At 72.8% G+C, this 26,390-nt stretch carries 27 protein-coding genes; 10 read left to right on the top strand and 17 right to left on the bottom strand.

What is annotated here, in order from left to right:
- Window positions 1-62: 62 nt before the first annotated feature.
- The 4 genes from HGAM_RS11075 to HGAM_RS11060 are packed head-to-tail and all read right to left on the bottom strand — an operon-like array spanning window position 63 to window position 5,135.
- Complete coding sequence (locus HGAM_RS11075; RefSeq protein WP_019145559.1) at window positions 63-716, bottom strand: thymidine kinase; 654 nt, start codon at window positions 714-716, stop codon at window positions 63-65.
- A 29-nt stretch (window positions 717-745) separates the two neighbouring features.
- A complete protein-coding gene (locus tag HGAM_RS11070; RefSeq protein WP_019145558.1) occupies window positions 746-1,876 on the bottom strand; it encodes an alkaline phosphatase family protein in 1,131 nt (376 codons plus the stop codon).
- The gene (locus HGAM_RS11065; RefSeq protein WP_019145557.1) at window positions 1,873-2,445 is read right to left on the bottom strand and encodes a DUF5998 family protein; all 573 of its coding nucleotides are present in this window, start codon (window positions 2,443-2,445) and stop codon (window positions 1,873-1,875) included. The genes HGAM_RS11070 and HGAM_RS11065 overlap by 4 nt, the downstream gene beginning before the upstream one ends.
- On the bottom strand, window positions 2,442-5,135 hold the full coding sequence (locus HGAM_RS11060; protein WP_019145556.1) for a bifunctional acetate--CoA ligase family protein/GNAT family N-acetyltransferase: 2,694 nt from the start codon (window positions 5,133-5,135) through the stop codon (window positions 2,442-2,444). The genes HGAM_RS11065 and HGAM_RS11060 overlap by 4 nt, the downstream gene beginning before the upstream one ends.
- 121 nt (window positions 5,136-5,256) lie before the next feature.
- Here HGAM_RS11060 and HGAM_RS11055 point away from each other — a divergent pair, with 121 nt between their 5' ends.
- The 7 genes from HGAM_RS11055 to HGAM_RS11025 all read left to right on the top strand — a co-directional run bounded on the left by HGAM_RS11055 (window position 5,257) and on the right by HGAM_RS11025 (window position 12,491).
- Window positions 5,257-7,716 carry a DNA gyrase/topoisomerase IV subunit A gene (locus tag HGAM_RS11055; protein WP_019145555.1) on the top strand — a complete coding sequence of 820 codons (2,460 nt, stop codon included), beginning with the start codon at window positions 5,257-5,259 and terminating at the stop codon, window positions 7,714-7,716.
- A gap of 7 nt (window positions 7,717-7,723) precedes the next feature.
- A complete protein-coding gene (locus HGAM_RS18960; RefSeq protein WP_020691627.1) occupies window positions 7,724-8,416 on the top strand; it encodes an LppX_LprAFG lipoprotein in 693 nt (230 codons plus the stop codon).
- Between the two features lies 1 nt (window position 8,417).
- Window positions 8,418-10,154 (top strand): MFS transporter, encoded by a 1,737-nt coding sequence (locus tag HGAM_RS11045; protein ID WP_019145553.1) that lies wholly within the window; start codon window positions 8,418-8,420, stop codon window positions 10,152-10,154.
- A 20-nt stretch (window positions 10,155-10,174) separates the two neighbouring features.
- The gene (locus HGAM_RS11040; protein ID WP_019145552.1) at window positions 10,175-10,672 is read left to right on the top strand and encodes a beta-class carbonic anhydrase; all 498 of its coding nucleotides are present in this window, start codon (window positions 10,175-10,177) and stop codon (window positions 10,670-10,672) included.
- 69 nt (window positions 10,673-10,741) lie between these two features.
- On the top strand, window positions 10,742-11,173 hold the full coding sequence (locus HGAM_RS11035) for an SRPBCC family protein (RefSeq protein WP_019145551.1): 432 nt from the start codon (window positions 10,742-10,744) through the stop codon (window positions 11,171-11,173).
- Window positions 11,155-11,757, top strand: coding sequence for a DUF2238 domain-containing protein (locus HGAM_RS11030; RefSeq protein ID WP_019145550.1), 603 nt, complete (start codon window positions 11,155-11,157; stop codon window positions 11,755-11,757). The genes HGAM_RS11035 and HGAM_RS11030 overlap by 19 nt, the downstream gene beginning before the upstream one ends.
- Window positions 11,754-12,491: a glycosyltransferase family 2 protein gene (locus HGAM_RS11025; RefSeq protein ID WP_019145549.1), complete on the top strand. Its 738-nt coding sequence runs from the start codon at window positions 11,754-11,756 to the stop codon at window positions 12,489-12,491. Before HGAM_RS11030 ends, HGAM_RS11025 begins: the two co-directional genes overlap by 4 nt.
- Window positions 12,492-12,501: 10 nt before the next feature.
- Here HGAM_RS11025 and HGAM_RS18955 read toward each other — a convergent pair whose 3' ends face one another.
- From HGAM_RS18955 to HGAM_RS18940, 8 genes are all read right to left on the bottom strand, one after another.
- On the bottom strand, window positions 12,502-12,894 hold the full coding sequence (locus HGAM_RS18955; RefSeq protein WP_019145548.1) for an ATP-binding protein: 393 nt from the start codon (window positions 12,892-12,894) through the stop codon (window positions 12,502-12,504).
- A 145-nt stretch (window positions 12,895-13,039) separates the two neighbouring features.
- Window positions 13,040-13,933, bottom strand: coding sequence for a prenyltransferase (locus HGAM_RS11015; RefSeq protein ID WP_019145547.1), 894 nt, complete (start codon window positions 13,931-13,933; stop codon window positions 13,040-13,042).
- Window positions 13,930-14,241 (bottom strand): lycopene cyclase domain-containing protein, encoded by a 312-nt coding sequence (locus tag HGAM_RS20395; RefSeq protein WP_019145546.1) that lies wholly within the window; start codon window positions 14,239-14,241, stop codon window positions 13,930-13,932. The genes HGAM_RS11015 and HGAM_RS20395 overlap by 4 nt, the downstream gene beginning before the upstream one ends.
- Window positions 14,238-14,588: a lycopene cyclase domain-containing protein gene (locus HGAM_RS18950; RefSeq protein WP_019145545.1), complete on the bottom strand. Its 351-nt coding sequence runs from the start codon at window positions 14,586-14,588 to the stop codon at window positions 14,238-14,240. Before HGAM_RS18950 ends, HGAM_RS20395 begins: the two co-directional genes overlap by 4 nt.
- Before the next feature lie 76 nt (window positions 14,589-14,664).
- Window positions 14,665-16,242 (bottom strand): phytoene desaturase family protein, encoded by a 1,578-nt coding sequence (gene crtI, locus HGAM_RS11000; protein ID WP_019145544.1) that lies wholly within the window; start codon window positions 16,240-16,242, stop codon window positions 14,665-14,667.
- Window positions 16,239-17,123, bottom strand: a complete 885-nt coding sequence (locus HGAM_RS10995) for a phytoene/squalene synthase family protein (RefSeq protein WP_038951757.1) — start codon at window positions 17,121-17,123, stop codon at window positions 16,239-16,241. The genes crtI and HGAM_RS10995 overlap by 4 nt, the downstream gene beginning before the upstream one ends.
- Window positions 17,123-17,671, bottom strand: a complete 549-nt coding sequence (gene idi / locus HGAM_RS18945) for an isopentenyl-diphosphate Delta-isomerase (RefSeq protein ID WP_049798321.1) — start codon at window positions 17,669-17,671, stop codon at window positions 17,123-17,125. The genes HGAM_RS10995 and idi overlap by 1 nt, the downstream gene beginning before the upstream one ends.
- A gap of 118 nt (window positions 17,672-17,789) precedes the next feature.
- Entirely contained in the window at window positions 17,790-19,925 is a 2,136-nt protein-coding gene (locus HGAM_RS18940; RefSeq protein ID WP_081591955.1) for a DNA gyrase/topoisomerase IV subunit B, read from the bottom strand.
- Between the two features lie 158 nt (window positions 19,926-20,083).
- Here HGAM_RS18940 and HGAM_RS10980 point away from each other — a divergent pair, with 158 nt between their 5' ends.
- The 3 genes from HGAM_RS10980 (at window position 20,084) to HGAM_RS10970 (ending at window position 21,570) form a co-directional block, all read left to right on the top strand.
- Entirely contained in the window at window positions 20,084-20,308 is a 225-nt protein-coding gene (locus HGAM_RS10980; protein WP_019145540.1) for a DUF7455 domain-containing protein, read from the top strand.
- A gap of 90 nt (window positions 20,309-20,398) precedes the next feature.
- Window positions 20,399-20,773, top strand: coding sequence for a PH domain-containing protein (locus HGAM_RS10975; RefSeq protein ID WP_019145539.1), 375 nt, complete (start codon window positions 20,399-20,401; stop codon window positions 20,771-20,773).
- An 80-nt stretch (window positions 20,774-20,853) separates the two neighbouring features.
- Window positions 20,854-21,570, top strand: a complete 717-nt coding sequence (locus tag HGAM_RS10970) for a hypothetical protein (protein ID WP_019145538.1) — start codon at window positions 20,854-20,856, stop codon at window positions 21,568-21,570.
- On the opposite strand, the gene HGAM_RS10965 is transcribed toward HGAM_RS10970, so the two are convergent.
- From HGAM_RS10965 to HGAM_RS10945, 5 genes are all read right to left on the bottom strand, one after another.
- Window positions 21,519-21,875, bottom strand: a complete 357-nt coding sequence (locus HGAM_RS10965; protein ID WP_019145537.1) for a VOC family protein — start codon at window positions 21,873-21,875, stop codon at window positions 21,519-21,521. The two genes, HGAM_RS10970 and HGAM_RS10965, sit on opposite strands and share 52 nt — an antisense overlap.
- A gap of 43 nt (window positions 21,876-21,918) precedes the next feature.
- On the bottom strand, window positions 21,919-22,311 hold the full coding sequence (locus HGAM_RS10960; RefSeq protein ID WP_147543670.1) for a hypothetical protein: 393 nt from the start codon (window positions 22,309-22,311) through the stop codon (window positions 21,919-21,921).
- Between the two features lie 119 nt (window positions 22,312-22,430).
- Window positions 22,431-23,759, bottom strand: a complete 1,329-nt coding sequence (locus tag HGAM_RS18935; protein ID WP_019145535.1) for an RNA polymerase sigma factor — start codon at window positions 23,757-23,759, stop codon at window positions 22,431-22,433.
- Window positions 23,760-23,889: 130 nt separating this feature from the next.
- Window positions 23,890-25,365 carry a glutamate-cysteine ligase family protein gene (locus HGAM_RS10950; protein WP_019145534.1) on the bottom strand — a complete coding sequence of 492 codons (1,476 nt, stop codon included), beginning with the start codon at window positions 25,363-25,365 and terminating at the stop codon, window positions 23,890-23,892.
- Window positions 25,366-25,375: 10 nt separating this feature from the next.
- The gene (locus tag HGAM_RS10945; protein ID WP_019145533.1) at window positions 25,376-26,380 is read right to left on the bottom strand and encodes a DUF4192 domain-containing protein; all 1,005 of its coding nucleotides are present in this window, start codon (window positions 26,378-26,380) and stop codon (window positions 25,376-25,378) included.
- Window positions 26,381-26,390 lie beyond the last annotated feature (10 nt).

The raw sequence follows: 26,390 nt of genomic DNA, 5'->3' as shown, positions 1-26,390 counted from the left end.
CTTCTGCGTGAAAGTGGTCCTTTTGTTCACACATCTCGGCAGCGCCGAGCCGGGGTGAGGCTCTAGCCGAAGGGGAGGACGTCGGGCGACAGCGCGGACGCCTTCGCGGTCGCGGCGGTCATCCGGCGGCGGTGGTGCCGGCGGCACAGCACCTCGTAGCCGACGGTCGGCTTGGGCCGGTCGGGGTCGTCGACGTCGCCGACGACGATGACGTCGCCCTCGGTCACCATGACGCCGTCCTCGGTGCGGGCGTTGTGCGTCGCCCGGCGGCCGCACCAGCACAGCGCCTCGACCTGCAGCGTGTGCACCCGGTCGGCCAGCTCCATGAGCCGGCGCGAGCCCTCGAACAGCTCGGTGCGGAAGTCGGTGAGGATGCCGAAGGCGAACACGTCGACCTCCAGCTCGTCGACGATCTTGGCCAGGTCGTCGATCTGGGTGCGGGTGTAGAACTGCGCCTCGTCGCACACGAGGTAGTCGACGCGGCCCCCGCGGGTCAGCTCGTCGACCACGTAGGTCCAGAAGCCGAAGGTCTCGTTCACCTCGATCGCCGGGACGGACAGGCCCAGCCGGCTGGAGAGGACGGCCTCACCGGCTCGGTCGCGCGAGCTGAACACACGTCCCTCGCGCCCGCGGGCCCGGTGGTTGTGGTCCATCTGGAGCGCCAGGGTGCTCTTGCCGCTGTCCATCACGCCCACGAACGCCCGAAGCTCAGCCACCCGGCCATTCTGCCAGGGGGCCGCCGGGGTCAGGACGTCGCCACGAGCAGCGGGATGCGCATCTCCGGACCGGTGATCGAGCCGTGGAAGCCGACCATGCCGATCTCGGAGGGGAAGTCGAGGGTGGCGAAGACCCCGAAGTCGCCGAGCGCGGCGACGACCACGTCGCCGACCCGCTCGGCCACGGTGTCGTCGAGCGGCCCGAACCAGTCCTCGAGCCCGTCGTCGCGGGTGCGGACGAGCGCACGGTCGCCCACGGCGTCGCGCCAGCGGCGCGCGACGTCGTGCATGGCGCCGGGGCGCACGTGCAGGTGGCGCAGCCGGGCCTCGCCGGCCAGCACCTCGACGTCGTCCAGCAGGCGCGGGTGCTCGGCGACGTCGAACCGGCCGTCGGCGGGCAGGTCGATCATGCCGTGGTCGGCGGTGACGACGAGCGTCGTGCCGGCGGGCAGCTCCTCGTGCAGCTGGCGGACGTCGCCGTCGACGGCGACGAGGGTGTCGCGCCAGTCCTGCGAGTGGCAGCCCTGACGGTGACCGACGTGGTCCAGGCGCGGCTCGTAGGTGTAGACGACCGCGCGCTCGGTGGCCTCGAGCGCGTCCAGGCAGACGTCCAGCTGCTCCCACTGGTTGTCGATGCCGGCGAACGGCACGCCGTGCTGGCTGACCGCGGTGAGACCGCTGCCGGCGAAGCGGGCCTGGTTGACGACCGTGACCGGCACCCCGGCGTCGTGGATGCGGCGCAGCATCGTCGGGTGCGGCTGCCACTCCAGCGGGTCGATCCGGTCGTCCCAGGTCAGCGAGTTGAGCCGGCGGTTCGTGCCCGGGATGCGCGAGGTGAAGCCGGTGACGCCGTGGCGGCCCGGGGCCAGTCCGGTGCCCAGCGACGTCAGGCTGGTCGCGGTCGTGGACGGCACGCCGCAGGTGATCGGCTCGCGTGTGGCCAGCCGGGACAGGAACGGGGCCAGGTCGGCGTGCTCGGCCAGCAGGTCGGCGCCCAGACCGTCGACCAGGATGACCAGGTAGCGCGGCGTCTCGGGCAGGTCGAACGGGTCGGAGTACCCGGGCAGGCCGAGCCGGTGCGCGATCGCCGGCAGCACCATGTCGAGGGAGCGTCCGCCGTAGGAGGGCAGCAGCGGCGCGTCCCCGCCGCGGGCGCTCACCGCGGGAGGGCCGTGCGGGACGTGGCCTCCGAGAGCCGGCGGGCGAGCTCCAGCAGCTGCTCGACGGCGGTGCCGCCCTCGGCGACCGCGCTGAGCCGCAGCGAGAAGTCGTCGCTGGACAGCGTGCCGGAGTAGCCGTGGTCGGCGTCGCACTCGGGGTCCTCGCACTGGGCGGGCTCGAGCTCGACCCGCGACACCGCGCCCCAGCCGATCGTCAGCACGGCCTCGACGACCCCGCGAGAGCCCTCCGGCACCATGCGGGTGACGACGACCGACGTCACCGCGCTGAGCGGCACCGCCTCGCTCGTGGTGGACGTGTACGGCTTGGGCAGCAGGGTGTCCGCCGGGTGCTCGTCGGTGTGCACGAGGACGAGCCGCGACGGCGTGAGGGCCAGCGCCGTGAGGTGGCGGCGCACCTCGTCGCGGTCGAAGGTCGGCTCGTGGTGCAGCACGTAGGCGAGGACGTCCTCGTCGGCGAGCGCGTCACGCAGGCCGGCGGCCACCACCTCGGGGTGGTAGCCGCTCTGCGAGACCGCGGCGAAGAGCGCGTCGTTCTGGGGGCCGGTCACCCCGACAGCGTATCGCCCACGCCGGCTGGCTGGCTGAGGCGGCGCACGTACCACTCGCCGCGTCGGTCCTCCGACGGCGTGACCTTCGCCCGGGCCGAGAGCACCCAGCTGCCGTCGGCGCTCACGTGCACCGGCTCGACGTCGAGCTCGCTCACCTCGGGCAGGTCGTCCTGGAGCGCGGCGAGCCGCAGGATGATGTCCTCCAGCGCGTTGACGTCGACCGGCTCGGCCCCGCGGTAGCCGTAGAGCAGCGGGGCGGAGCGCAGGCCGGAGATCATCTCCTCGGCGTCGACGTCGGTGAGCGGCGGGATGCCGTAGGCGCGGTCGCCGAGCAGCTCGCTCGGCGCGCCGGCCAGGCCGAACGAGACGAGCGGGCCGAACAGCGGGTCCTCGGTGGCGCTGAACGACACCGCGACGCCGTCGGGCGCCTGCTTCTGGACGAAGAACTGGGTGTCGCGGCGCATACCGACCCAGGTGTTCATCTCGCGCCACGCCTTGCGCATGTCGTCGGCGTCGGTGATGCCGCGCCAGACGTGAGCGAGGTCGGGCCGCGCACGCAGGTGCTCGCTGCCGGCCTTGAGGACGACGTTCCAGCCCAGCGACTCCCCCGCCGCGACGGCCTCGGCCTCGTCGTGGACGTTGATCCACGTCCACATGTCGATGCCGTAGCAGGCGAGCAGGTCGTGGACCTGGTCGGTGGAGAGGATCGCGCCGCGCGGGGCCGCCTTGAGGACGTCCTCGACGAGGGCCCGGGCGTCGCCGGAGCGGAACTCGTGGCCGGAGCGGAACTCGCCGTGCTCGCGCGCGGCCCACTCGGCGTAGTTGACGACCCGGGCCAGCGCGCGGACGGCGGCCTCCGGCGCGGAGTAGGACGGCACCGAGCCGCGTCCGGCCGCGCCCTCCAGGTCGGGGACGCGCAGCAGCTCGGGCACGCCCTCGCTGGCAAGGAACGAGGACACGATCGGCTTGTCGGACTGCTCGCCGACCGCGGCCAGCACCTGGGCGACCTCCTCGCCGCTCTGGTTCAGCGGCGGGATGTAGACGACGACGAGCGCGTCGACGTCGGGGTTGGCCAGCGCCTTCTCGATCGCGATCTCGAAGTCCTCGGGCCCGGCGCCGGCGCCCAGCGCGACCGGCTGGCCGACCCGCAGGCCGGACGCGGTCGCCGCGTCAGCGACGAGCAGCCCCATGGCGTCGGAGTTGCCGACCACGGCCACGCGGTTGCCGCTGGGCAGCGGCTGGTGGGCCAGGATCTGCGCGACGTCGAACATCTCCTCGAGCGTGTCGACCTGGATGACGCCGGCCTGGCGGAACATCGCGTCGACGGCCCACTGCGGCGCGGCGGTGCGCTTGACCGCGTGGCCGACCGGGACGCCCTGCGTGGTGCGTCCGGACTTCACCGCCACGATCGGCTTCTCACGCGAGAGCCGGCGGGCCAGGCGCGAGAACTTGCGCGGGTTGCCGATGGACTCCAGGTACAGCAGGACGACCTCGGTGGCCGAGTCCTCCTGCCAGTACTGCAGCAGGTCGTTGCCCGAGACGTCGGCGCGGTTGCCCGCCGAGACGAACGTCGACAGGCCCAGGCCGCGGCGGGAGACGGACTCCAGGATCGCGGTGCCCAGCGCGCCGGACTGGCAGAAGAACCCGACGCGGCCCGGAGGCGGCATGGTCGGCGACAGCGACGCGTTCAGCCGGACGTCCGAGGCGGTGTTGATGATGCCCAGGCAGTTGGGCCCGACCAGGCGCAGGCCGTACGAGCGGCTCAGGCCGAGCAGGCGGCGCTGACGTTGACGCCCCTCGGCGCCCTCCTCGGCGAAGCCGGCCGAGATGACGACCAGGCCGTGGACGCCCTTGGCCGCGCAGTCCAGCACGACGTCGGCGACCGACTCGGCCGGCACGGCGACGATGGCCAGGTCGACGTCGTGCGGGATGTCGCTGACCGTCTTGTACGCGGGCAGGCCCGAGACGGCCTCGGCCGCGGAGTTCACCGCGTAGACCGAGCCGGAGTAGTCGCCCAGCACGAGGTTGCGCACCATCGCCTGGCCAATCGAGTCCTGCCGCCGGCTGGCGCCGACGACCGCGACGCTGCGGGCGCCGAAGATGCGCGAGATCGACGCGGCCTCGGCCCGCTGCTCGCGGGCGCGCATGACGCCCAGCGCGGTCTCGGTGGGGTCGAGCGGGAAGGTCAGCCGCTGCACGCCCTCGGCCAGCTCGCCGGAGACGGTGTAGCCCATCTCGCGGAAGACCTGCAGCATCCGGACGTTGGACGGCAGCACCTCGGCGACGAACTGGCGGATGCCGCGCTCGCGACCGGCCTGCGCCAGGTGCTCGAGCAGCAGCTGGGAGATGCCGCGGCCCTGGTGGGCGTCCTCGACCAGGAAGGCGACCTCGGCCTCGTCGTCGTCGACCGCGTCGTAGCGGCCCACGGCGATGATGTGGTCCTGCACCGTCACGACGAACGCCACGCGGCGGTCGTGGTCGACGGTGGTGAAGCGCGTGATGTCGCGCTGCGACAGCGTCGGGTAGGGCGCGAAGAAGCGCAGGTACTTGGACTCGTCGGAGACCCGGGAGTAGAACGCGACGAAGTCGTCGGCGTCCTCGGGCTGGATGGCGCGGATCTGGGCGACGCGCCCGTCCTTGAGCAGGACGTCCGCCTCCCAGTGCTCGACCCATGGCGGCGTGCTCGTCACGCCCTCAACCTACCGTCCCGGGCGGCACCGGGCGCGCACCCGGCGTGGCGGTGTCCGTCCGCGCGGCGGGGGCGGCGACAATGGGACGTCCCGTCCCCGTCCCCCGAGGAGATCCGATCCGATGGCCAGGACCACCGCGCCCGTCGAGGAGTTCGAGGAGCACATCGTCGACACGGACGTGTCGGAGGAGATGCGCTCGAGCTTCCTGGAGTACGCGTACTCGGTCATCTACGCCCGGGCTCTCCCCGACGCGCGCGACGGCCTCAAGCCCGTGCAGCGCCGCATCCTCTACACGATGGACGAGCAGAACCTGCGCCACGACCGCGGGCACGTCAAGAGCGCCCGCGTCGTCGGCGAGGTGATGGGACGCCTGCACCCGCACGGCGACACCGCGATCTACGACGCACTGGTGCGCCAGGCCCAGTCGTGGGCGCTGCGCGTGCCGTTCATCGACGGCCACGGCAACTTCGGCGACCTCGACGACGGCCCGGCCGCGATGCGCTACACCGAGTGCCGCATGGCCGAGGCGGCCGAGGCGATGACCGCGTCGCTGGACGAGGACACCGTCGACTTCCGGCCCAACTACGACGGCCGCGAGACCGAGCCGGTCGTGCTGCCGGCCGCGCTGCCCGCACTGCTGGTCAACGGCGCGTCCGGCATCGCGGTCGGCATGGCGACCAACATCGCGCCGCACAACGTGGTCGAGGTCGTCGGTGCCCTGCGCCACCTGATCGACCACCCCGAGGCCGAGCTCGACGACCTCATGCGCTTCATCCCCGGCCCCGACCTGCCCAGCGGCGGCAAGATCGTCGGGCTGGACGGCGTCCGCGACGCCTACGCCACCGGCAACGGCAGCTTCAAGATGCGCGCCACCGCCCGCATCGAGAACGTCACGCCGCGCAAGAAGGGCATCGTCGTCACCGAGCTGCCCTACAACGTCGGCCCGGAGAAGGTCGTCGAGGCGATCAAGAAGCTCGTCCAGGCCAAGAAGATCCAGGGCATCTCGGACCTGAAGAACCTCTCGGACCGGCACAAGGGCCTGCACCTGGTCATCGAGGTCAAGAACGGCTTCGTGCCCGAGGTGCTGCTCGAGCAGCTCTACAAGCACACCCCGCTGGAGACGTCGTTCAGCATCAACGCCGTCGCGCTCGTCGACGGCCAGCCGCGCACCCTGACGCTCAAGCAGATGCTCGAGGTCTTCCTCCAGCACCGCTACACCGTGGTGCGCCGGCGCAGCCAGTTCCGCCGCACCAAGGCCGCCGACCAGCTGCACAAGGTCGAGGGCCTGCTCGTCGCGATCCTCGACATCGACGAGGTCATCCAGCTCATCCGCTCCAGCGAGAACCGCGAGCAGGCGCGCCAGCGGCTGATCGACGTGTTCGACCTGTCCGAGATCCAGGCCAACCACATCCTCGACCGGACGCTCGGCAGCCTGACCCGCCTGGCCCGCATGGAGCTGGAGAAGGAGCGCGACGAGCTGACCCGGCGCATCGCCGAGCTGGACGCGATCCTGGCCGACGACGCCATGCTGCGCGCCGTCGTGGGCGGCGAGCTGGCCGACGTGGCCACCCGCTTCGGCGACGCCCGCCGCACGGTGCTGCTGGAGTCGGCCGGCCAGACGGTCACGGCGACCGCCTCGGCCGAGGTGCCCGACGACCCGTGCTGGGTGCTGCTGTCGGCCACCGGGCTCATGGCCCGCACCAACGACGACTCCCCGCTGAGCGCCGAGGGCCGGCGCACCAAGCACGACACGATCGTCGCGGCCGTGCGCAGCACCGCGCGCGGCGAGGTCGGCGTCGTCACGACCGACGGCCGCGTCCACCGCCTGAGCGTGCTCGAGCTCCCGGCGCTGCCCGGCACCGCGTCGGCCCCGAACCTGCAGGGCGGCGTGCCCGTGCGCGACCTGCCGGCGGTCGAGGGTCAGCCGCTCGCCCTCATGACGTTCGAGGACGACGTGCCCGGCCTGGCGCTCGGCACCAAGCAGGGCGTCGTCAAGCGCGTGCGTCCCGAGCAGCTCGGCCGCGACAGCTGGGAGGTCATCCGGCTCGAGGACGGCGACTCGCTCGTCGGCGCCGTCCCGCTCGTCACCGGCGAGGAGGAGCTCGTCTTCGTCACCAGCGACACCCAGCTGCTGCGCTTCTCGGCGTCCCTGGTGCGTCCGCAGGGCCGCTCCGGCGGCGGCGTGGCCGGCATCAAGCTCGCGGCCGGGGCGCACGTCGTCTCGTTCGGGGCGGTCGCCGACGTCGACTCCGCCCAGGTCGTGACCATCTCGGGGTCCAGCGACGCGCTGCCCGGCACGCAGACCGGCTCGGCCAAGGTCACGCCGCTGGCGCTGTACCCGGCGAAGGGACGCGCCACCGGCGGCGTCCGCTGCCACCGGCTGCTCAAGGGCGAGGACGCGCTCGTCCTGGCCTGGGCCGGTCAGGCGCCCGCGCAGGCGTGCGCCTCGTCGGGCACCGCCGTCGACCTGCCCGAGCCCACCGAGCGCCGCGACGGGTCGGGCGTCCCGCTCGCCCAGCCGGTGCTCGCCGTCTCGGCGCCCGCATCGGCCCTGCTGACGACGCGCGTCGTGTCAGACTGACCACGTGATGACCCGAGTCGCCGCTCTCGCGGCCACCCTGACGCTCACGCTGACCGCCTGCACCGGTGGCGACGACGGGGGTGGCGACGAGACCGACACCGACGCCCTGGCCGCCCGCCTGGCCTCGGCGCAGAAGACGCTGGACGCCGCCGAGACGATCGAGCTGTCGCTGGCGACCAAGGAGCTGCCCAACGGCGTCACGGGCCTGCTCTCGGCCGAGGGCACGGGCAACCACTCCCCGGCCTTCCAGGGCACCGTCACCGTCGTCACGGGCGGCGCCAGCCTGGACGCGGACGTGATCGCGACCGGCGGGTCGGTGTGGGCCAAGACCGGCTTCTCCCCCGCCTTCCTGACCATCGACCCGGCCACGCTCAAGGCGCCGGACCCGGCGTCCCTGTTCGTCGCCGGCAAGGGCGTCTCGGGCCTGCTGCCCGCCACCGAGGACCTCGAGGACGGCGGCGAGAAGCGCGACGGGTCCGACGTGCTGAGCACGATCACCGGCACGCTCGAGGGTGGCGACGTCCAGGCCCTCATCCCGTCGGCCGACGTCGACGGCAGCTTCGACGTCGAGTGGCGTCTGGACGACGACGACGTGCTCCGCGACGCCACCGTGAAGGGCCCCTTCTACGACGACTCCGACGTCACGTACACGCTGAAGGTCAGCACCTCCGACGAGCCGGTCCAGATCACCAAGCCCTGACATGCCCGCGACCGTGAGCCGGGCGTCCTACGCCCTGCTGGCCCTGGCCGCCGCGGCCGTCTGCTTCGCCGCCGCCGACACCTACGTCGTCGTGCTGGCCCTGCCGGACATGATGAGCGCCTCCGGCCTCGGCGTGGACGAGCTGCAGCGCGCCGCCCCGATCGTGTCGGGCTTCCTGCTCGGCTACGTCGGCGTGCTGCCGCTCGTGGGCCGGATCAGCGACCTGCGCGGACGCCTGCCCGTGCTGGTCGGCACCCTGTTCGTCTTCGCGCTCGGCTCGGTCGTGACCGCTGCGGCGTACGACCTGGAGTCGATCGTCGCCGGGCGCTTCCTGCAGGGCGTGGGCGGCGGCGGGCTCGTGCCGCCGACGCTCGCCCTCGTCGCCGACCTGTGGCCGGCCGAGCGGCGCGGCCTGCCGCTCGGCGTCGTCGGCGCCGTGCAGGAGCTCGGCAGCGTGCTCGGCCCGCTGCTCGGCGCCGTCGTGCTGGCCGTCGCCGACTGGCGGGCCATCTTCTGGCTCAACACCGCCGTCGGCCTCCTGCTCGCCGCCGGGCTGCTGCAGCTGGGCGCGCGGACCCGCGCGTCCGCACCGAGCCGGACGGACGCCCGGCGCCCCTGGCCCGACGTGCTCGGTGCCGGGCTGCTGCTCGGCGGAGTGGTCGCCCTGGTGCTCGTCATGACGCGACCGCAGCGACTGCTCGAGGGCGTCACCGTCGGGCGCGCCTTCCTGCCCGTCGCGGGCGACTCCCGCTGGCTGACCCCGCTCGCGCTCGCCCTGTACGCGCTGGTCGTTCTGCTCCTGCTGCGCACAGCCACCTCGCGGCGTCCGCTCGTGCAGTGGCGCGGGTGGGGCGACGTGCTGCGCCGCACGGACGTGCCGGGCGCCGTGCTGCTGTGCGGCGGGCTCGGCGCGGTCATCGTCTCGTTCGCCTCGGCCGAGCCGGAGTCGGCCGCGATCAGCGACGCCGCCTGGTGGCTGCTGCCGCTGGCCGTCGTCTGCTTCGCCGGCTTCGCCGTCCGGCAGCGGCGCGCCGCGTTCCCGCTCGTCCCGCCAGGCACCCTCGCCGACCGCGCGGCGTGGGGCGCCGTGCTCGTGTCGTTCTTCGTCGGGGCCGCGCTCATCGCCGCGCTCGTCGACATCCCGTTCTTCGCCCGGCTGACGATCTACCGCGACGACCAGGTCGCGGCCGCGTTCGTCCTGGTGCGGTTCCTGGTCGCGCTGCCGATCGGCGCCGTGCTGGGCGGCTGGCTGCTGCGCCGCGTCGCCCCGGCGCCGCTCACCGCGGTCGCGCTCCTTCTCACCGCCGGCTCGTTCGCGCACATGGCGACGTGGGACCGCGCCGCGCTCGAGTCGCCGTACGAGACGCTCTCGCTCGTCGTGGCCGGTCTCGGCTTCGGCCTGGCCCTCGCGCCCGTGAACGCCGCGCTGCTCGCCCACACGCCCGACGACGTCCACGGCGTGGCCAGCGGGCTCCTGGTGGTCTCCCGGATGGTCGGCATGCTCGTGGGCATCTCGGTGCTGACCACGATCGGCCTGCGCGCGTTCCACGACGCCGCCGCGGACATCCCGCCGGCCGAGCAGCTCTGTGGGGGCAGGGCGGCAGCCTGCAAGGCGTACCGCGAGGCCGTCGTCGACGCGGGCATCAGCCAGCTCCACGCGGTGTTCGTGGGGGCCGCCGTGTGCGCCCTCGTGGCGGCGGTTCTCGCTCTCTGGGTGCTGCCGCGACGCCGGGCATGAGTCTCGATACGCTCGCCGTCATGGGTGACTTCGACGACCTCCTGAACGCCAATGCGGACTTCGCGTCCCGCTTCGACCTCGCCGGCTTCGACGGCGTCGCCCGCGCCGGCGTCGCCATGGTGACCTGCATGGACTCGCGCATCGACCCGCTGGGCATGATCGGGCTCCAGCCGGGCGACGCCAAGATCCTGCGCAACCCCGGCGGACGCGTCACCGACCAGGCGCTCGTCGCCCTGGTGCTGGGCGTCCACCTGCTCGGCGTCGAGCGCATCCTGGTCGTCGAGCACACTCGCTGCGCGATGGCCTCCAAGCCCGAGCACGAGCTGCACGAGGCGATCACGCAGAGCGCCGGGCTCGATGCCTCCTGGATGACGCTCGGCGCGATCACCGACCAGCAGCAGACCATCCGCCACGACCTGCACCGCGTGCGCAGCCACCCGCTGATCGGCGACCGCGCCAAGGTCGGCGGCTTCGTCTACGACGTCGACTCCGGCCTGCTCGAGCCGGTCCAGGAGTAGGGACGGTTCACGGCCCGTGCCCGCGGGTACGACGCCGACGACCGTTCCCCGACCCCTCCGGAGCCGACCGTGCCTGACATCGACCGCACCATCACCGTCGACGCCGACCAGCAGGCGGTGTGGGACTTCCTGTCCGACTTCACCACGACCGAGCAGTGGGACCCGCCGACGCAGTCGACCGAGCGGGTCTCCGGCGACGGCGGGGTGGGCACGGTCTACCGGAACGTCTCCAAACTGCTGGGGAAGGAGACCGAGGTGACCTACACGGTCGTCGTCCACGAGGCGCCGCACCGACTCGAGCTCGACGGCGACGCCGGCTCGGTGAAGCTGCACGACACCATCACGATCGAGCAGGACGGCCCGCGGACGACGGTGCGCTACGTCGCGGAGTTCCACCCGCAGGGGGCGGCCAAGCTGGTCGAGCCGCTGCTGCCGTTGGGCCTGAAGAAGCTCGGCGACGACGCCGCGGAGCAGATGGAACAGTGCCTGCGACGCCTCTGAGCCGGGCCGCCGAGCCCGCCGACCACCGGTCGCCCGCCGCCCCGACGTGGGTGGCGGGCGACCTGCTGCGCGCGGCGGCGCTGGCCAGCGTGGTGGTGGCCGCGCCGCTGTACGGGTTCGTCGGCGTGGCACTGTTCCTGCTCGTGCTCGGCGGCACCATGCTGCCGCGGGCGCTGGGCCTGCCCACGGCCCTGGACATGCCGTTCTGCGCGACGATCCTGCTGGCGGCCTGGGCCGCCCAGCTCGACTGGTACCTGGCCGTCGACTGGCTCGACCTCGTCGTCCACGCGATCGCCACCGGGCTGATCGCCGCCGTCGCCCACCTGACGCTCGCGCGCGTCCGCCTGCTGCCCGAGCCCTCCGCGGCGCGATCCGGGGCCGGCTCGGCCGCGCTGACCACCGCGCTCGGGCTGGTGCTGGCCGCCGTCTGGGAGCTCGGCGAGTGGCTCGGTCACACCTACCTCGACGACCGCATCCAGATCGGCGCGAGCGACACCGCCGGCGACCTGCTGGCCGGCGGCCTGGGCGCCCTCGTCGCGGCCGTCGTCCTCTGTCGCCTCCGGCCGACGGACGCAGCGCGGTGACGTCCGTCCGCGCCCGCGTGACCGTCGTCGTGCCGGTGCTCGACGACGCCACCGCCCTCGCCCACTGCCTCGAGCGGGTCGGACGGCAGACCCGGCCGCCGGACCAGGTCGTCGTGGTCGACAACGGCTCGACGGACGCCTCAGCCGCCGTCGCCCGAGCCCACGGCGCCCGGGTCGTCACCGAGCCACGTCGAGGCATCCCGCGGGCGGCCGCGACCGGCTACGACGCGGCGACCGGGGACGTGATCGTCCGCTGCGACGCCGACAGCCTGCCGGACCGGCGCTGGCTGGAACGGCTCGTCGCCCCGCTCGAGCGCGACCCGCGCCTGGACGCGGTGACCGGGCTGGGCGTCTTCCGCGACGGACCGCGCGGCCTGCGGGTCATGCTCACCGTCGTCTACCTCGGCGCGTACTACGTGACCTCGCACCTCGCGCTGGGCCACACCGTGCTGTGGGGCTCGAACATGGCGCTGCGCCGCACGTCCTGGACTGCCGTCGCCGCGTCCGTGCACCGCGACGCGGACGTGCACGACGACATGGACCTCGCCTTCGCCCTGGGCCCGGCTCGCCGCATCCGGCTCGTGCCGGTCGTGGTGGGGGTCTCGGCGCGGTCGGTGCGGGGCGGTGCCCAGATGCGACGACGCTTCGGACGGGCGCGGACCACGCTGGAGCTGAACTGGCGCACGAGCCCGCCGTGGCTGCGCTGGCGCGACCGGCTGCACCGCGGCGTCTGAGGGCTGAGGTTCAGTCGAGGTCGAACATGGCCCACACGGACTTGCCTCCACCCGGGCCCGGATCGACGCCCCACGCCGTGCTGACCGCCTCGACCAGCATGAGGCCGCGTCCACCGAGGGCCGGGTCGTCGTCCGCGCGGCCGACGAGCTGGCGCAGCACGGGCGCGGACGGGGCCAGGTCGCGCACGCGGACGAACAACGCCGTGCTGTGCCCGGACACGGTCACGACGAACGGCGTCCGCGCGTGGACCGCGGCGTTGGCGGCGAGCTCGCCGACGACCAGCGACACGTCGCCGCGCAGGCGGCTCAGCTCGTGGTCCTCCAGCACGCCGTGGGCGAACACCCGTGCGTGGCCCGCGCTGCGGGGCTCACCGGGGAGCAGGACGTGGTACGACCAGTTCATCGCGCATCCAGACCATGTCGACGACCGAGAGACCAGGTCGTCGGCGGGGTCTGGGCCCGGCCCGGGTGACGTCGACGCTACCCCTCGGCGACCGAGGAGGCGACCGGAATCGGCAGAACCGTGACCGTCCGCCCTCCCCCGGTCGTCACCAGGAGACGTGCGGCCAGATCAGCAGCTGCGTGAGCAGGAAGCCGGTCAGGTAGTTCAGCCACAGGAAGCGCCGCCAGCCGGCGTTCGCCCGCTCGCAGTCGGCGTCGCGCAGCCGCAGGAACGGCAGCACGTTGAGCACGTACGGCACGGCGAGGGCGGCCGCCAGGGTGTAGGGCCACGGCAGCGTGAGCAGCACCAGGCCGCCCACCACGTAGCAGCCGAGCGCGAACCACGTGGTGGGTGCGGCTCCGAGGACGGTGCCGATCGACCCGATGCCGCCGGCCCGGTCGGCCTCGACGTCCTGCACCGCTCCGAACGCGTGCGAGCCCATGCCCCACAGGAAGAAGCCGACGAGGGCCGCGGCGTTGTCGGTGAGCGACGCACCGGCCAGCGCCAGGCCGACCACGGCCGGGCTGACGAAGTGCGTGCTGGACGTGACCGAGTCCAGGAACGGCCGTTCCTTGAACCGCAGGCCCGGCGCCGAGTAGGCGACCACCGCGAACACGCTGACCGCCAGCACGAGCGCCGATCGCAGGTCGCCGAGCACGAGCAGCGCGACCAGGAACGGCACGTTGCTGGTCACCGCGGCGACGATCGTCGTGCGGTGCACACGGCGGTCGAGCACGACGCCCTCGACGCCGCCCTTGCGCGGGTTGCGCACGTCGGACTCGTAGTCGAAGACGTCGTTCACGCCGTACATCAGCAGGTTGTACGGCACCAGGAAGTACAGGACGCCGACGACGAAGGCCAGGTCGACACCGCCGCCGGCCAGCAGGTACGCGGCCCCGAACGGGTAGGCCGTGTTGACCCAGCTGAGCGGCCGGGACGACCCCAGCACCTGGCGCAGCGGGTGCCGCGCCGGCGCGCCGCCGTGCGACACCGCGCTCATGCCGGCACCTCGTCGCGTCCCACGAGCAGCGCCACCGCGGGCAGGCCGAGGCCCGCGGCCAGCGGCCACGCGAAGTCCTCCAGCGGCGCGAGGCCGACCCGCAGCCCGGACGTGATCGCGTCGTCGTACCGGAACAGGTCGGCGGCGATCATCACGTTGTCGAAGACCGCCGTGAGCACCAGCAGCGAGAGCAGCGTCAGGCCCGTGGCCGTCCACCACCGGCGTCCCGGACGCCGCACGGCCGCGGCGACGGCGAGCAGCGCGGCGGCCAGGCCCACGAAGGGCACCGCGAGGGTCGCGTAGGTCATCGGCCGCTCCTCCCACCGACCGGACGGGCGTCGAGCGCCGGCAGCACGACCCGCAGCAGCAGGCGGTGGAGCACCATCGTCAGGTAGCAGAAGAACAGCACGAAGAAGATCTCCTCGACCGGCAGCTCGTCGGCCACCTCGAGCCCGGTCATCGCCGGCGAGTCGCCCCGCTCGTAGATGCCCAGCGAGATCGCCACGACGTCCCACGCGAGGAAGAACGCGACGCCGGCCGCCACGACGCCGGCGGCCCGGCGCGGACGGTCGAACAGGAACAGCCGCCAGCGCCGGTCGACCAGGCCCATGCAGACCGTGGACCCGACGATCGCCAGCAGGTACAGCGCGCTCACCGGCGGTCCTCCGTGGAGAAGGAACGGTACGTAGGCCCGCCCGTGACGAGGCTCATGGCTCGCTCGCTGCGCTCGCTCACGGGCGGTCACCCACGGGCAGCGGGGTGGTCGTGCGGTCGCCGCGGACGCGCTTGAGCGCGAGCTCGGCGCTGATCAGGCACATCGGCAGGCCGATGCCGGGAATCGTGCCGTTGCCGGCGTACACGAGTCCGTCGATCGTCCGCGACGCGTTGCCGGCCCGGAAGAACGCGCTCTGCCGCAGCACGTGCGCAGGGCCGAGGGCGCCGCCGGACCACGCGTTCAGGTCGGCGGCGAAGTCGCCCGGCGCGATGCTGCGGCGCACCACGACGCGCTCGGCGAGGTCGGGCACGCCCGCCTTGTCGGCGATGGTCGCGATGGCGGCGTCGACCGCCTTCTCGACGACCGCGTCGCCGGCGCCGTCGAGACCGCCGCGGCCCAGGCCCGGGTCGGCCGGCACCGGCACCAGCACGAACAGGTTCTCGTGGCCGACCGGCGCGACGCTCGGGTCGGTCGCCGACGGGCGGCACACGTACAGCGAGGCCGGGTCGGGCACGCGGCTCGGCGTCTCGAAGATGGCGTCGAAGTTCGACCGCCAGTCCTCGGTGAAGAACAGCGTGTGGTGCGCGAGCTGCGGCAGCTCGCCGCGCACGCCCAGGCACGCGAGCACCGCACCGGGCCCGGGGTCGCGCCGGGCCCAGTAGTCCTCGTCGTACGTGCGCAGGTCGGCCGGCACGAGCTGCGTCTCGACGTGGTGCAGGTCGGCCGCGCCGACGACGAGGTCGGCCTCGACGAGCGTGTCGGCTCCCCCGGGCGTCCGGACGCGGATGCCGCGGACCCGCGGGCGTCCGTCGCGCTCGACCTCCACGGCGGTCGCGGGGGTCGACGTGTGCAGCCGGACCCCGGCCCGCTCGGCGACGCGCACCAGCGCGTCCACGAACGTGCCGAAGCCGCCCTGCGGGTAGTAGACGCCGTCGTCGAGGTCGAGCCAGCTCATCAGGTGGTAGAGGCTGGGCGCGCGCTCGGGCGAGGTGCCGAGGAAGACCGCCGGGTAGCCCAGCACCTGGCGAAGCCGCGGGTCGGTGAACCGGCGGGCCACGAACGACTCCAGCGACTGGGTGAGCAGGCGGGCCAGACGCGGGCCGCGGCGGAGCACGTCGGGACGCACGATCGACGTCCGCGAGGCGAACGTGCCGTACAGGAACCGCTGCACCGCCAGGTCGTAGACGTCGCGCGCGGAGTCCAGGTAACGCTCCAGCGCCGGCCCGGCCCCGGGCTCCACCGCCTCGAAGGCGGCGACGTTCGCCGTGCGGTCGCCGGTCATCTCGAGCGGCTCGTCGTGCTGCTCGAAGAAGACCCGGTACGCGGGGTCGAGCCGCACGAGGTCGAGCTCGGCGTCGGCGCTGGTGCCCATGAGCGCGAAGAAGTGCTCGAACACCTCGGGCATGAGGTACCAGGACGGTCCGGTGTCGAACCGGAAGCCGTCCTGCTCCCACGTGCCGGCGCGGCCGCCGAGGGCGGGCTGCTTCTCCACCAGGTCCACCGACCAGCCGTCGCGGGCCAGCAGCGCCGCCGTGGCCAGGCCCGCGACGCCGCCGCCGACGACGACGGCGCGGCCGGGCTCGCGGGCGCTCACGAGCGTCCTCGCAGCAGCTCGCGCGCCACCAGGCGCGACTTGACCGTGTTGGGCACGCGGACGCGCTCGGTGCGGATCTGCTCGGCCGGCGTGCGCCGCAGGCGCCGGGCCAGCTCGGCGAACAGCGTGTGCGCGACCCGGACGGCGCGGCGGCTGCTTGGCGGCAGCTGCTCGATCGCCGCGGCCGCCACCTGCAGGTCGGCCTCGATGTCGTCGAGCACGGCGTCGCGCTGGGCGGTGGTGAGCGCGGCCGGGTCGATGCCCGGGAAGTAGCGCCGGCCGAGCTCCTCGTGGTCGGCGGCCAGGTCGCGCAGGAAGTTCAGCTTCTGGAACGCCGCGCCGAGGCGGCACGCGCCCGGGTGCAGGGCCGCGTAGGCGCCCTGCGGGTCGGTCTCGTCGCGCAGGAACACGCGCAGGCACATGAGCCCGACGACCTCGGCCGAGCCGTACACGTACGCGTCCAGGCTCTCCTGGTCGTGCTCCAGGACGTCCAGGTCGGTGCGCATGGAGGCGAAGAACGGGGTGACGAGCGCCGGCTCGATGCCGCGCGCGACGGCCGTGCGGGCGAACGCGTGCACGACCAGGTTGGCGCTGTGGCCGCTGGTCATCGCGGCCAGCGTCTCGGTCTCCAGCGCGTCCAGCAGCGTGCGGCGAGCCTCATCGCCCTCCCCCGGCCGCGGCGCGTCGACGATCTCGTCGGCCACCCGGACCAGCGCGTAGACGTTGCGGACGTGGGTGCGCACCGGCTCGTCCAGCAGGCGCGCGGCCAGGCCGAACGACGTGGAGTAGCGGCGGATCACCAGCCGCGCGGTCGACGTGGCGAGCGCGTCGTACTGGTCGGCCGGGCACGGCCGGGCGGATCCTCGGCGGTCGAGCAACATCACGAAGCCACCCGCCCCCACGCACCGGACGACTCGAGCTCGGCCATCTGCTCCACCATCCACGGGCTGAGCGCCCACGGGGCGGCCGCCACCGCGTCGCGCAGCTCGGTGTCGGTCACCCAGCGCAGGGCGTCGACCTCGTCCGGGTTCGGCCGCAGCGGGCCGTCGCAGGTGGCCACGAAGACCGGGCACACCTCGTTCTCCACGATCCCGGACGCGTCGACGGCGCGGTAGCGGAACGTCGGCAGCACGCAGCGCAGGTCGCGCAGCGTCGTGCCGAGCTCGCGGGTGGCGTAGCGGTGCACGGCGTCCTCCATCGGCTCGTGCGGACGAGGGTGTCCGCAGAAGGAGTTCGTCCACACGCCCGCGAAGGTTTGCTTCGAGGTCGCCCGGCGGGTGAGCAGCACGCGTCCGGCCTCGTCCAGCAGGTAGCAGGAGAAGGCGAGATGGAGCGGGGTGCGGGTGGTGTGCACCTCGCGGCGCGGCGCGGTGCCCGACGGCCGGTGCTCGGCGTCGAGCAGGACCACGAGGTCTTCGGCTGCGTGCAGGGTTCTCTCCCTCTCGGCGGCGCCGGGACGCCCGACGGCGGGCCGGGGAACGTGACCCCCGGCGAGGCCGAGTAAACACGGCCCCGGCAAGGCGCGCACCCTCCGGTGCGCGCCGGCGTCAGAAGTCCAGGTCGTCGTCGCTGATGTTGCCGCCGTTGGCGACGATGAACTGCTTGCGCGGGGCAACCTCGTTGCCCATGAGCAGCTCGAAGACCGAGCTGGCCTCCTCCGCGTCGTCCATGGTCAGACGGCGCAGCGTGCGGTGCTGCGGCTCCATCGTGGTCTCGGCCAGCTGGTGGGCATCCATCTCGCCCAGGCCCTTGTAGCGCTGCACCGGGTCCTTCCAGCGGACGCCCTTCTTGGCCAGCGACGCGAGCGTGCGCTGCAGCTCGGGGTCGGAGTACGTGTAGACGTACTTGTCCTGGCCCTTCTTGGGGTTGACCAGCTCGATGCGGTGCAGCGGCGGCACCGCCGAGTACACCCGGCCGGCCTCGACGAGCGGGCGCATGTAGCGGAAGAACAGCGTGGCCAGCAGGCAGCGGATGTGCGCGCCGTCGGAGTCGGCGTCGGCCATGAAGATGACCCGGCCGTACCGGGCGGCGTCCAGGTCGAACGTGCGCCCGGAGCCGGCGCCGACGACCTGGATGATCGAGGAGCACTCGGCGTTCTTGAGCATGTCGCCGATCGACGCCTTCTGGACGTTGAGGATCTTGCCGCGGATCGGCAGCAGCGCCTGGAACTCCGAGTCGCGCGCCGCCTTCGCGGTGCCCAGCGCGGAGTCGCCCTCGACGATGAACAGCTCGGTGCGCTCGGCGTCGGTGGCGCGGCAGTCGGCGAGCTTGGCCGGCAGCGCGCTGGACTCCAGCGCGTTCTTGCGCCGCTGGGTGTCGCGCTGCTGGCGCGCCATCAGGCGGGTGCGGGCCGCCGAGGCCACCTTGTCCATCACCAGGCGCGCCTTGGCCTTGTGCGCGACCTTGGTGGACGTCAGGAAGGTCTTCAGCTCGGCGGCGACGACCTTGTTGACGATGCGCGTGACCGCGGGGGTGCCCAGCACCTCCTTGGTCTGGCCCTCGAACTGCGGCTCGGCCAGGCGGACGGTCACGACGGCGGTGAGGCCCTCGAGCACGTCGTCCTTCGTCACGTCGGCGTCGTTGGCCTTGAGCACCCGGCTGGCGCGCAGCACCTCGTTGAACGTCTTGGTCAGCGCCCGCTCGAAGCCCTGCACGTGGGTGCCGCCCTTGGGCGTGGCGATGATGTTCACGAACGAGCGCACGTCGTTCTCGTAGCCGGTGCCCCAGCGCACGGCGATGTCGACACCCAGCTCGCGCTCGACGTCCTGCGGAGTCATGTGGCCGGCCTCGTCGAGAACCGGCACGGTCTCGGTGAACGTGCCCTCGCCCTGCAGGCGCAGCACGTCGGTGACCGGCTCGTCGGCGGCCAGGAAGTCGCAGAACTCCGAGATGCCGCCCTCGTGGCGGAACTTCTCCTCGTGCAGCTCGCCGGCGCGCTCGTCGCGGATGACGATCTCCAGGCCGGGCACCAGGAACGTCGTCTGCCGCGCGCGCGAGACCAGGTTGTCGTAGCTGAAGGCCGCGTCCTTGATGAAGATCTGCGGGTCCGACCAGTAGCGCACGCGGGTGCCGGTGACGGTCTTCTTGACCTTGCCGACCTTGCGCAGCTCGTTGGTCGGCGTGAACGGCGCGTCCGGGCCGTCGCCGTCGAAGACGCCGGGGACGCCGCGGCGGAACGACATGGCCCACGTGGCGCCGCCCTTGTCGACCTCGACGTCGAGCCGCTGCGACAGCGCGTTGACGACCGAGGCGCCGACGCCGTGCAGGCCGCCAGTGGCGTTGTAGGAGCCGCCGCCGAACTTGCCGCCGGCGTGCAGCTTGGTGAAGACGACCTCGACGCCGGTCAGGCCGGTCTTGGGCTCGACGTCGACCGGGACGCCGCGTCCGTCGTCACGCACCTCCACCGAGCCGTCGGCGTGGAGCAGGATGTCGATGTGCTCGCAGTAGCCGCCGAGGGCCTCGTCGACCGCGTTGTCGATGATCTCCCACAGGCAGTGCATGAGACCGCGCGTGTCGGTCGACCCGATGTACATGCCGGGTCGCTTGCGGACCGCCTCGAGTCCTTCCAGGACCAGGAGGTTGCGGGCGTCGTACGTGCTCTCGATGGTGCGGCCTGCCTCGATGCGTGGCGCCCTGCGGCGCCGGGGAGATTGACTGCTCCACGATAACGACCGAGCCCTGATGAATCCGTGCCGGACACGCCTCAAGGTGCGTGGGTTTGGGCCGATCGGCAAGGATCGTGGGACACAGGTCACCTCGACCGCCCCGGAATAGCCCTTCGTGGTTGGATGTTGACCAGAGCGACAACGCACGGACCCGACGACCAGGAGAGAAGGTCACTGTGGAGACACTCGCAGAGCCCACGCTGAACGCCACCGACCGGTGTGACCGTTGCGGCGCCCAGGCCTACGTGCGGGTCACGCTCGGCAGCGGCGGCGAGCTGCTGTTCTGCGCGCACCACGCCCGTGAGCACGAGGACAAGCTGCGCGAGGTCTCGAGCCGCATCCACGACGAGACCGGACGCCTCGTGGCGACCCCGGCCGCCGCGAGCGGCGACGAGGCCTGAGCAGGCACGACGACACCAGACTTCCACCGCAGGGCCCGGTTTCACTCGGAACCGGGCCCTTGCGCGTTCCCGGCCCCCTAGGGTGCGGGGATGATCGACTTCAACAGCAACAGCGTCTTCAAGCTGAGCCCCTGCGCGCCGGACGAGATCGCCGGCGCCGTGCACGAGATCCTGCTCCAGGACGAGCAGCTCGTGCTGGCGTTCAAGGGACCGCGGGACTTCGTCACCTTCACCACGAAGCGGATCATCGCCGTGAACGTCCAGGGCATCACCGGCAAGAAGCGGGACTTCACGTCGCTGCCCTACAGCAAGATCCAGGCCTTCTCGATCGAGACCGCCGGCTCGTTCGACCGTGACGCCGAGCTCGAGATGTACTTCAGCGGCCTGGGCAAGGTGCGCTTCGAGGTGAAGGGCCAGAGCGACATCCAGGGCGTGAGCCGGCTGATCGCCTCGTACGTGCTGTAGACGACACCAGACTTCCACCGCAGGGCCCGGTTCCACTCGGAACCGGGCCCTTGCGCGTCCCCGGCCCCTAGGGTGCGGGCATGACTGACGGAGCCGTGCGCTGGGCGCTGACCCAGGTCGTCGCGCCGGTGGTGGCGCAGGTCGTGCGGCCGGGCGACCCGTTGCGGCTGGTGGCCGTCCGCTCCAAGCGGGGACGGGTCGACGCGCGGTTCGCGTTCGGCGACGAGGGCGAGCTGCACGTCGGCGTGGACGACCACGACCCCGGCGACGGCGGCGCCGAGGCCCGGGACGCCCTCGCCTCCGGGCTGACCGACGCGATCTGTCGCACCGACTGCGCCTGGGGCGAGCGTGTGCGTCCGTACGTCGAGGCGGGGCCGCCCCGCTACGACACCGACGACCAGGCGCCATCGGCGTTCGAGCCCGGGAGCGTCGCCTGGGGCCTGTGCGACGTGGCTGCGCCCGTCCTGCACCGCCTGCTTGCGCCCTCCGACCTGGTGGAGGCGGCTCGGGTGCTTCCCAGGCTCGAGCAGCACGACCTGTACACGCTGCTGGAGCTGCGGCTCGGCGACGACGGCACGGTCGGCTACCCGGGGGACGTCGGCTTCTACCTCCGGCAGCCGGGGTTCGACGTCACCGCCGTCGAGGCACGCGAGACGCTGGCCGACCAGCTCGCCGAGCGCCTGCCCGAGTCGACGTTCGCGTGGGGCGAGCGGCTGCGCCCGCACACCGACCGCGGCACGCCCGGTTACTCCGCTCCCCCGGCATCCACGGACGTCAGCCCGCCCAGGCTGACCTGATTGCCGTCGGGGTCGAGGTAGTTGGCCTTGCGGACGCCGTTGTCGTACTCCTCGCGCGACACCGGCTCGAGTCCGCGGGCGGCCACCTCGGCCACGCGCGCCTCCAGGTCGTCGACGAACAGCATCACGCGGGCGTGGCCGGCGTGCTCGGGCGCGTGCTCGACGAACACCGCCCGCCCCTCGTCCAGGTCCCACACCGACTCCTGGGGCGACGCCACGAAGGTGGCCGGCTCACCGAGCAGCCGTTCGTACCAGGCGGAGGCACGGTCAACCTCGGTCACGGGCAGTCCGGCGTACAGGTCCATCCTCGGACGCTAGGCCCGACGTCCACCGACGGCAAGGCCTGGGCTAGGCCGGTCCGCCCAGGTGCGCGTCCATCTCGGCGTGCAGGGCCGCGAGCTGCTCGCGCACGGAGCGCCGGTGCGCCGCCCGCGACCGGACGCCGCCCACCGGCACCTCCGCGCGACGCTGCAGGTTGCGGGCCCGGTCGCGCCACGCGTCCGCCTGCTCCCGTTCCTGCGGCGTCCGCGCCTCCTGGCCGATCTGCTCGGCGAGCGCGGCGGTGAGATCGAGCCGGGCGTCCAGCCGCTTGGCCGGCGACTTGTCCGACAGGTCGCGGAGCATGCCGGTGACCCTCTCGCGGTTGCGCGACTCCAGCAGCAGCGGCCACAGCCGAGGCAGCTGCTTGGCCGCCAGGGGCCCGTACTTCATCACCTGCTGCGTGACGCTCCTGCGGTCCACGACGCTCCCCTCGCTCGACACCCCGTCCAGGCTAGGCGCCCGGGGGCACGACGGCCGCCCGAGACGGCGAAGGGCCCCGGTTCCGAGCGGAACCGAGGCCCTTCGTGCGTGCGTGCGACTCAGTCGAGGTAGTCGCGCAGCACCTGCGAGCGCGACGGGTGACGCAGCTTGCTCATCGTCTTGGACTCGATCTGACGGATGCGCTCACGCGTCACGCCGTAGACCTTGCCGATCTCGTCGAGCGTCTTGGGCTGGCCGTCGGTCAGGCCGAAGCGCATCGAGACGACGCCCGCCTCGCGCTCGCTGAGCGTGTCGAGCACCGCGTGCAGCTGCTCCTGCAGCAGCGTGAACGAGACCGCGTCGGCCGGGACGATCGCCTCGGAGTCCTCGATCAGGTCGCCGAACTCGCTGTCGCCGTCCTCGCCGAGCGGCGTGTGCAGCGAGATGGGCTCACGCCCGTACTTCTGGACCTCGACGACCTTCTCCGGGGTCATGTCGAGCTCCTTGGCGAGCTCCTCCGGGGTGGGCTCGCGGCCCAGGTCCTGCAGCATCTGGCGCTGGACGCGGGCGAGCTTGTTGATGACCTCGACCATGTGCACCGGGATGCGGATGGTGCGGGCCTGGTCGGCCATGGCACGGGTGATCGCCTGGCGGATCCACCACGTCGCGTAGGTCGAGAACTTGAAGCCCTTGGTGTAGTCGAACTTCTCGACCGCGCGGATCAGACCGAGGTTGCCCTCCTGGATCAGGTCCAGGAAGAGCATGCCGCGGCCGGTGTAGCGCTTGGCCAGCGAGACGACGAGACGCAGGTTGGCCTCGAGCAGGTGGTTCTTGGCCCGGCGACCGTCCTGAACGATCCACTCGAGCTCTTCGAGCACCTTCGGCGTGATCCGGCCGCCGGCGGCGAGCTTCTCCTCGGCGAACAGGCCGGCCTCGATGCGCTTGGCCAGCTCGACCTCCTCGGCGGCGGTCAGCAGCGCGACCTTGCCGATCTGCTTGAGGTAGTCCTTGACCGGGTCGGCGGTGGCGCCGGCGACCATGACCTGCTGGACGGGCTCGTCGGACTCGTCGGCGGCCGACAGCGTGAAGCCGGACTTCTCGTCCTCCTTCAGCGTCGGGTCGGTCGCCAGGTCCTTCTCGAACTCCGTGTCCGAGATGTCGGGCAGCACCTTCTTGCCGGTCGCGTCGACGAGGACCGTCGCGGCGGACGTGTCGTCACCGGACACGTCGACCTGGTCGGCCTTCGCGGCCGCCTTCTTGGCGGCGGCCGTCTTCTTCGCAGGCGCCTTCTTGGCCGCAGCGGCCTTCTTGGCGGGCGCCTTCTTGGCGGCGGTGGACGTGGTCTTGGCAGCAGTCTTCGTCACGGTGCTCTTTTGGGTCGCGGGCTTCGACGGGGACGGGGTCGAGGTGTCGGCGGTCGCCGGAGACACAGTCTTCTTGACGGCCATCAGCACCCCTTCATCGGATCGAGGGCGCAACGAACTGCCCTGCGGTCAACCTCAGCGAGACCAGTGTGGCACGTCTCAGCAAACTCTCATGTGCCAGGTCGGAGGATGCCTGCGAGGGCAGGCGGATCGCTCAGTCGTGGCCCCAGGAGTGCACGGGCTCGTTCGCGTGCATGCGCTCCTGGTAGGCCTTCGTCGTCGCCCGCAGCGCCTCGGCGCGGTCCTGGCCGGACTTGCGACGGTGGCCGAACTCCTCGATCAGCCAGGTCGCCCCGTTGCGGCCGGTCAGGCAGCGCTGCTCGACGACGCCCAGCAGGCGCTCACGGAGCGCGTCCTCGACGCCGGCACCCCTCAGCCCGTCGTGGGCCATCGGCAGCAGACGGCGCAGCACCAGCTCGGTGGCCGGCACGGTGCCCAGGCCCGGCCAGAACAGCTGAGCGTCGATGCCCTCGCGGGCGCCGGCGTAGAAGTTCTCCTGCGCCGCCTGGAACGACAGCTGCGACCACAGCGGACGCTCGGCCCGCACCAGCGCCCGCACGAGGCCGTAGTAGAGGGCGGCGTTGGCCAGCGTGTCGACGACGGTCGGGCCGGCCGGCAGGACGCGGTTCTCGACCCGCAGGTGCGGGAAGCCGTCCGAGACGTCGTAGATCGGCCGGTTCCAGCGGTAGATGGTGCCATTGTGCAGGTTGAGCTCGGCCAGCGACGGGATGCGCCCGGCCTCGACCTCGGCGACCGGGTCCTCGTCCTCGACGATCGGCAGCAGCGCCGGGAAGTACTTGACGTTCTCCTCGAACAGGTCGAAGACGGAGGTGATCCACTTCTCGCCGAACCAGACCCGCGGGCGGACGCCCTGGGCCTTCAGCTCGTCGCTGCGGGTGTCGGTGGACTGGTCGAACAGCGCGATGCGGGTCTCGTGCCACAGCTGACGGCCCAGCAGCAGCGGCGAGTTCGCGCCGAGCGCCAGCTGCACGCCGGCGATCGCCTGCGAGGCGTTCCACGCGGGCGCGAAGTCGTCGGGCTCGACCTGCAGGTGCAGCTGGGTGCTGGTGCAGGCCGCCTCGGGCATGATCGTGTCGGTCGTCGTCTCGAGCCGGTCGACGCCGTCGATGGAGATGGCGATGTCCTCGCCGCGCGCCTTGAGGATCTCGTCGGACAGCAGCTTGTAGCGCGGGTTCGGCGAGATGGCCTCGGTGGTCATGTGCGACTCGTCGAGCGTCGGCAGGATGCCGATCATCAGCAGGTGCGTGCCGATGGTGGCCGCCTTGCCCTGGGCGCCGTTGAGGTCGCCGCGCAGGTCCTCCTCGAGCACGGCCAGGCCGTCACCGGTCAGCGGCCGCGGCGGGACGTTGATCTCGACGTTGAACAGCCCGAGCTCGGTCTGGAAATCCTCGTCGGCGATGGCGTCGAGGGCCTCCTGGTTGCGCAGCGCCGGACGTCCGTCGTCGTCGACCAGGTTGAACTCGATCTCGATGCCGATGTGCGGCACGTTCACCGAGAAGTCGTGGGTGGTGAGCATGCGGGCCAGCACGTCCAGGCACCGGCGCACCTTGGCGCGGTAGCGGGTGCGGTCCTCGCGGGTGAACTCGCGGTCCTCGACGTCGCGTCCCATGCCGCTCAGCCTAGGGGCTGGAGCCGTTCTCGTCCGTGCGAGCGCCGCCGCCGTCGGCGGCCAGCAGGTCGTCCCAGCGGCTCGGTGGCACGCCGGCGACGAGCAGCTCGTGGACGGTGCGCGCGAGCGACTGCACCGGCGACGCCGCCAGTGCTCGCTCGGTGGCCACGAGGGCGGCCGCTCCGTCGCCGCTGCGCCAGGCCAGGAACCCCGCGACGGCCAGCACGTGCGCGTCGAACGGTGCGACGGCCAGCGGAGCCGCCGCCGTCCAGAGCCGCAGGTGCACCGTCGCCTCGTCGCGGCTCAGTCCCCACCAGGCGTGGTCGCGGACCTCGGGGACGGCCGTCCAGACGCCGAGCCGCACCAGCGCCGCGTCGTCGGGCACCCGGCCGGTGCGCAGGAAGGCGTCGCGCACCTCGTCGAGGGCTCGCCGGCCGCGCTCGGCCAGGGACGGCGGGCCCGGGGTGCGCCGCGCCGCGACGAGCTCGTCGACCGCCGCCTCGGTGGCGGCCTCGGCCCGGGCCCGCCGCTCCCCCGTGGCCGCGGCGTACCGAGCGACCAGCGCGTCGCGCGAGGGCAGGATCTCGCGGCCGTCGAGGACGGCCGCCACCGTCGCCGGGCTCGTGCCCGGCGCGTAGGGCGTGCCCTCGTCCGGACCACCGGGCAGCCAGTACCGCGAGCAGCCGTCGGTGCGGGCGGCGACGACGACCGGGACCGGCTCGAGGAGGTCGGCCACGGCGTCGCACAGCGCGTCGGCCACGTAGCCGTCGCCGTCGGTGACCGTGACGAGCACCAGCCCGTCGGGGCTCGCCTGACGCAGGTGGTGCGCGACGACCCGGGCGGCCGCGTCGACGTCGGGCGCCGCCGGCAGGTCGAGCCGCAGCCGGAAGCCGAACCGGACGCGCTCGCCATGGGTCGCGACGGCGACGAGCGACTCATGCGGGACGAAGCCGAACAGCGCCGGCAGCAGGTCGAGGATGTCGGGGACGTCGTGGCAGACGTGGCGTGAGGTCATGCCCCCACGC

This window comes from Aeromicrobium massiliense JC14, from assembly GCF_000312105.1.
GTDB classification, from domain to species: domain Bacteria; phylum Actinomycetota; class Actinomycetes; order Propionibacteriales; family Nocardioidaceae; genus Aeromicrobium; species Aeromicrobium massiliense.
This window is presented reverse-complemented; position numbering and strand designations above follow the sequence as displayed.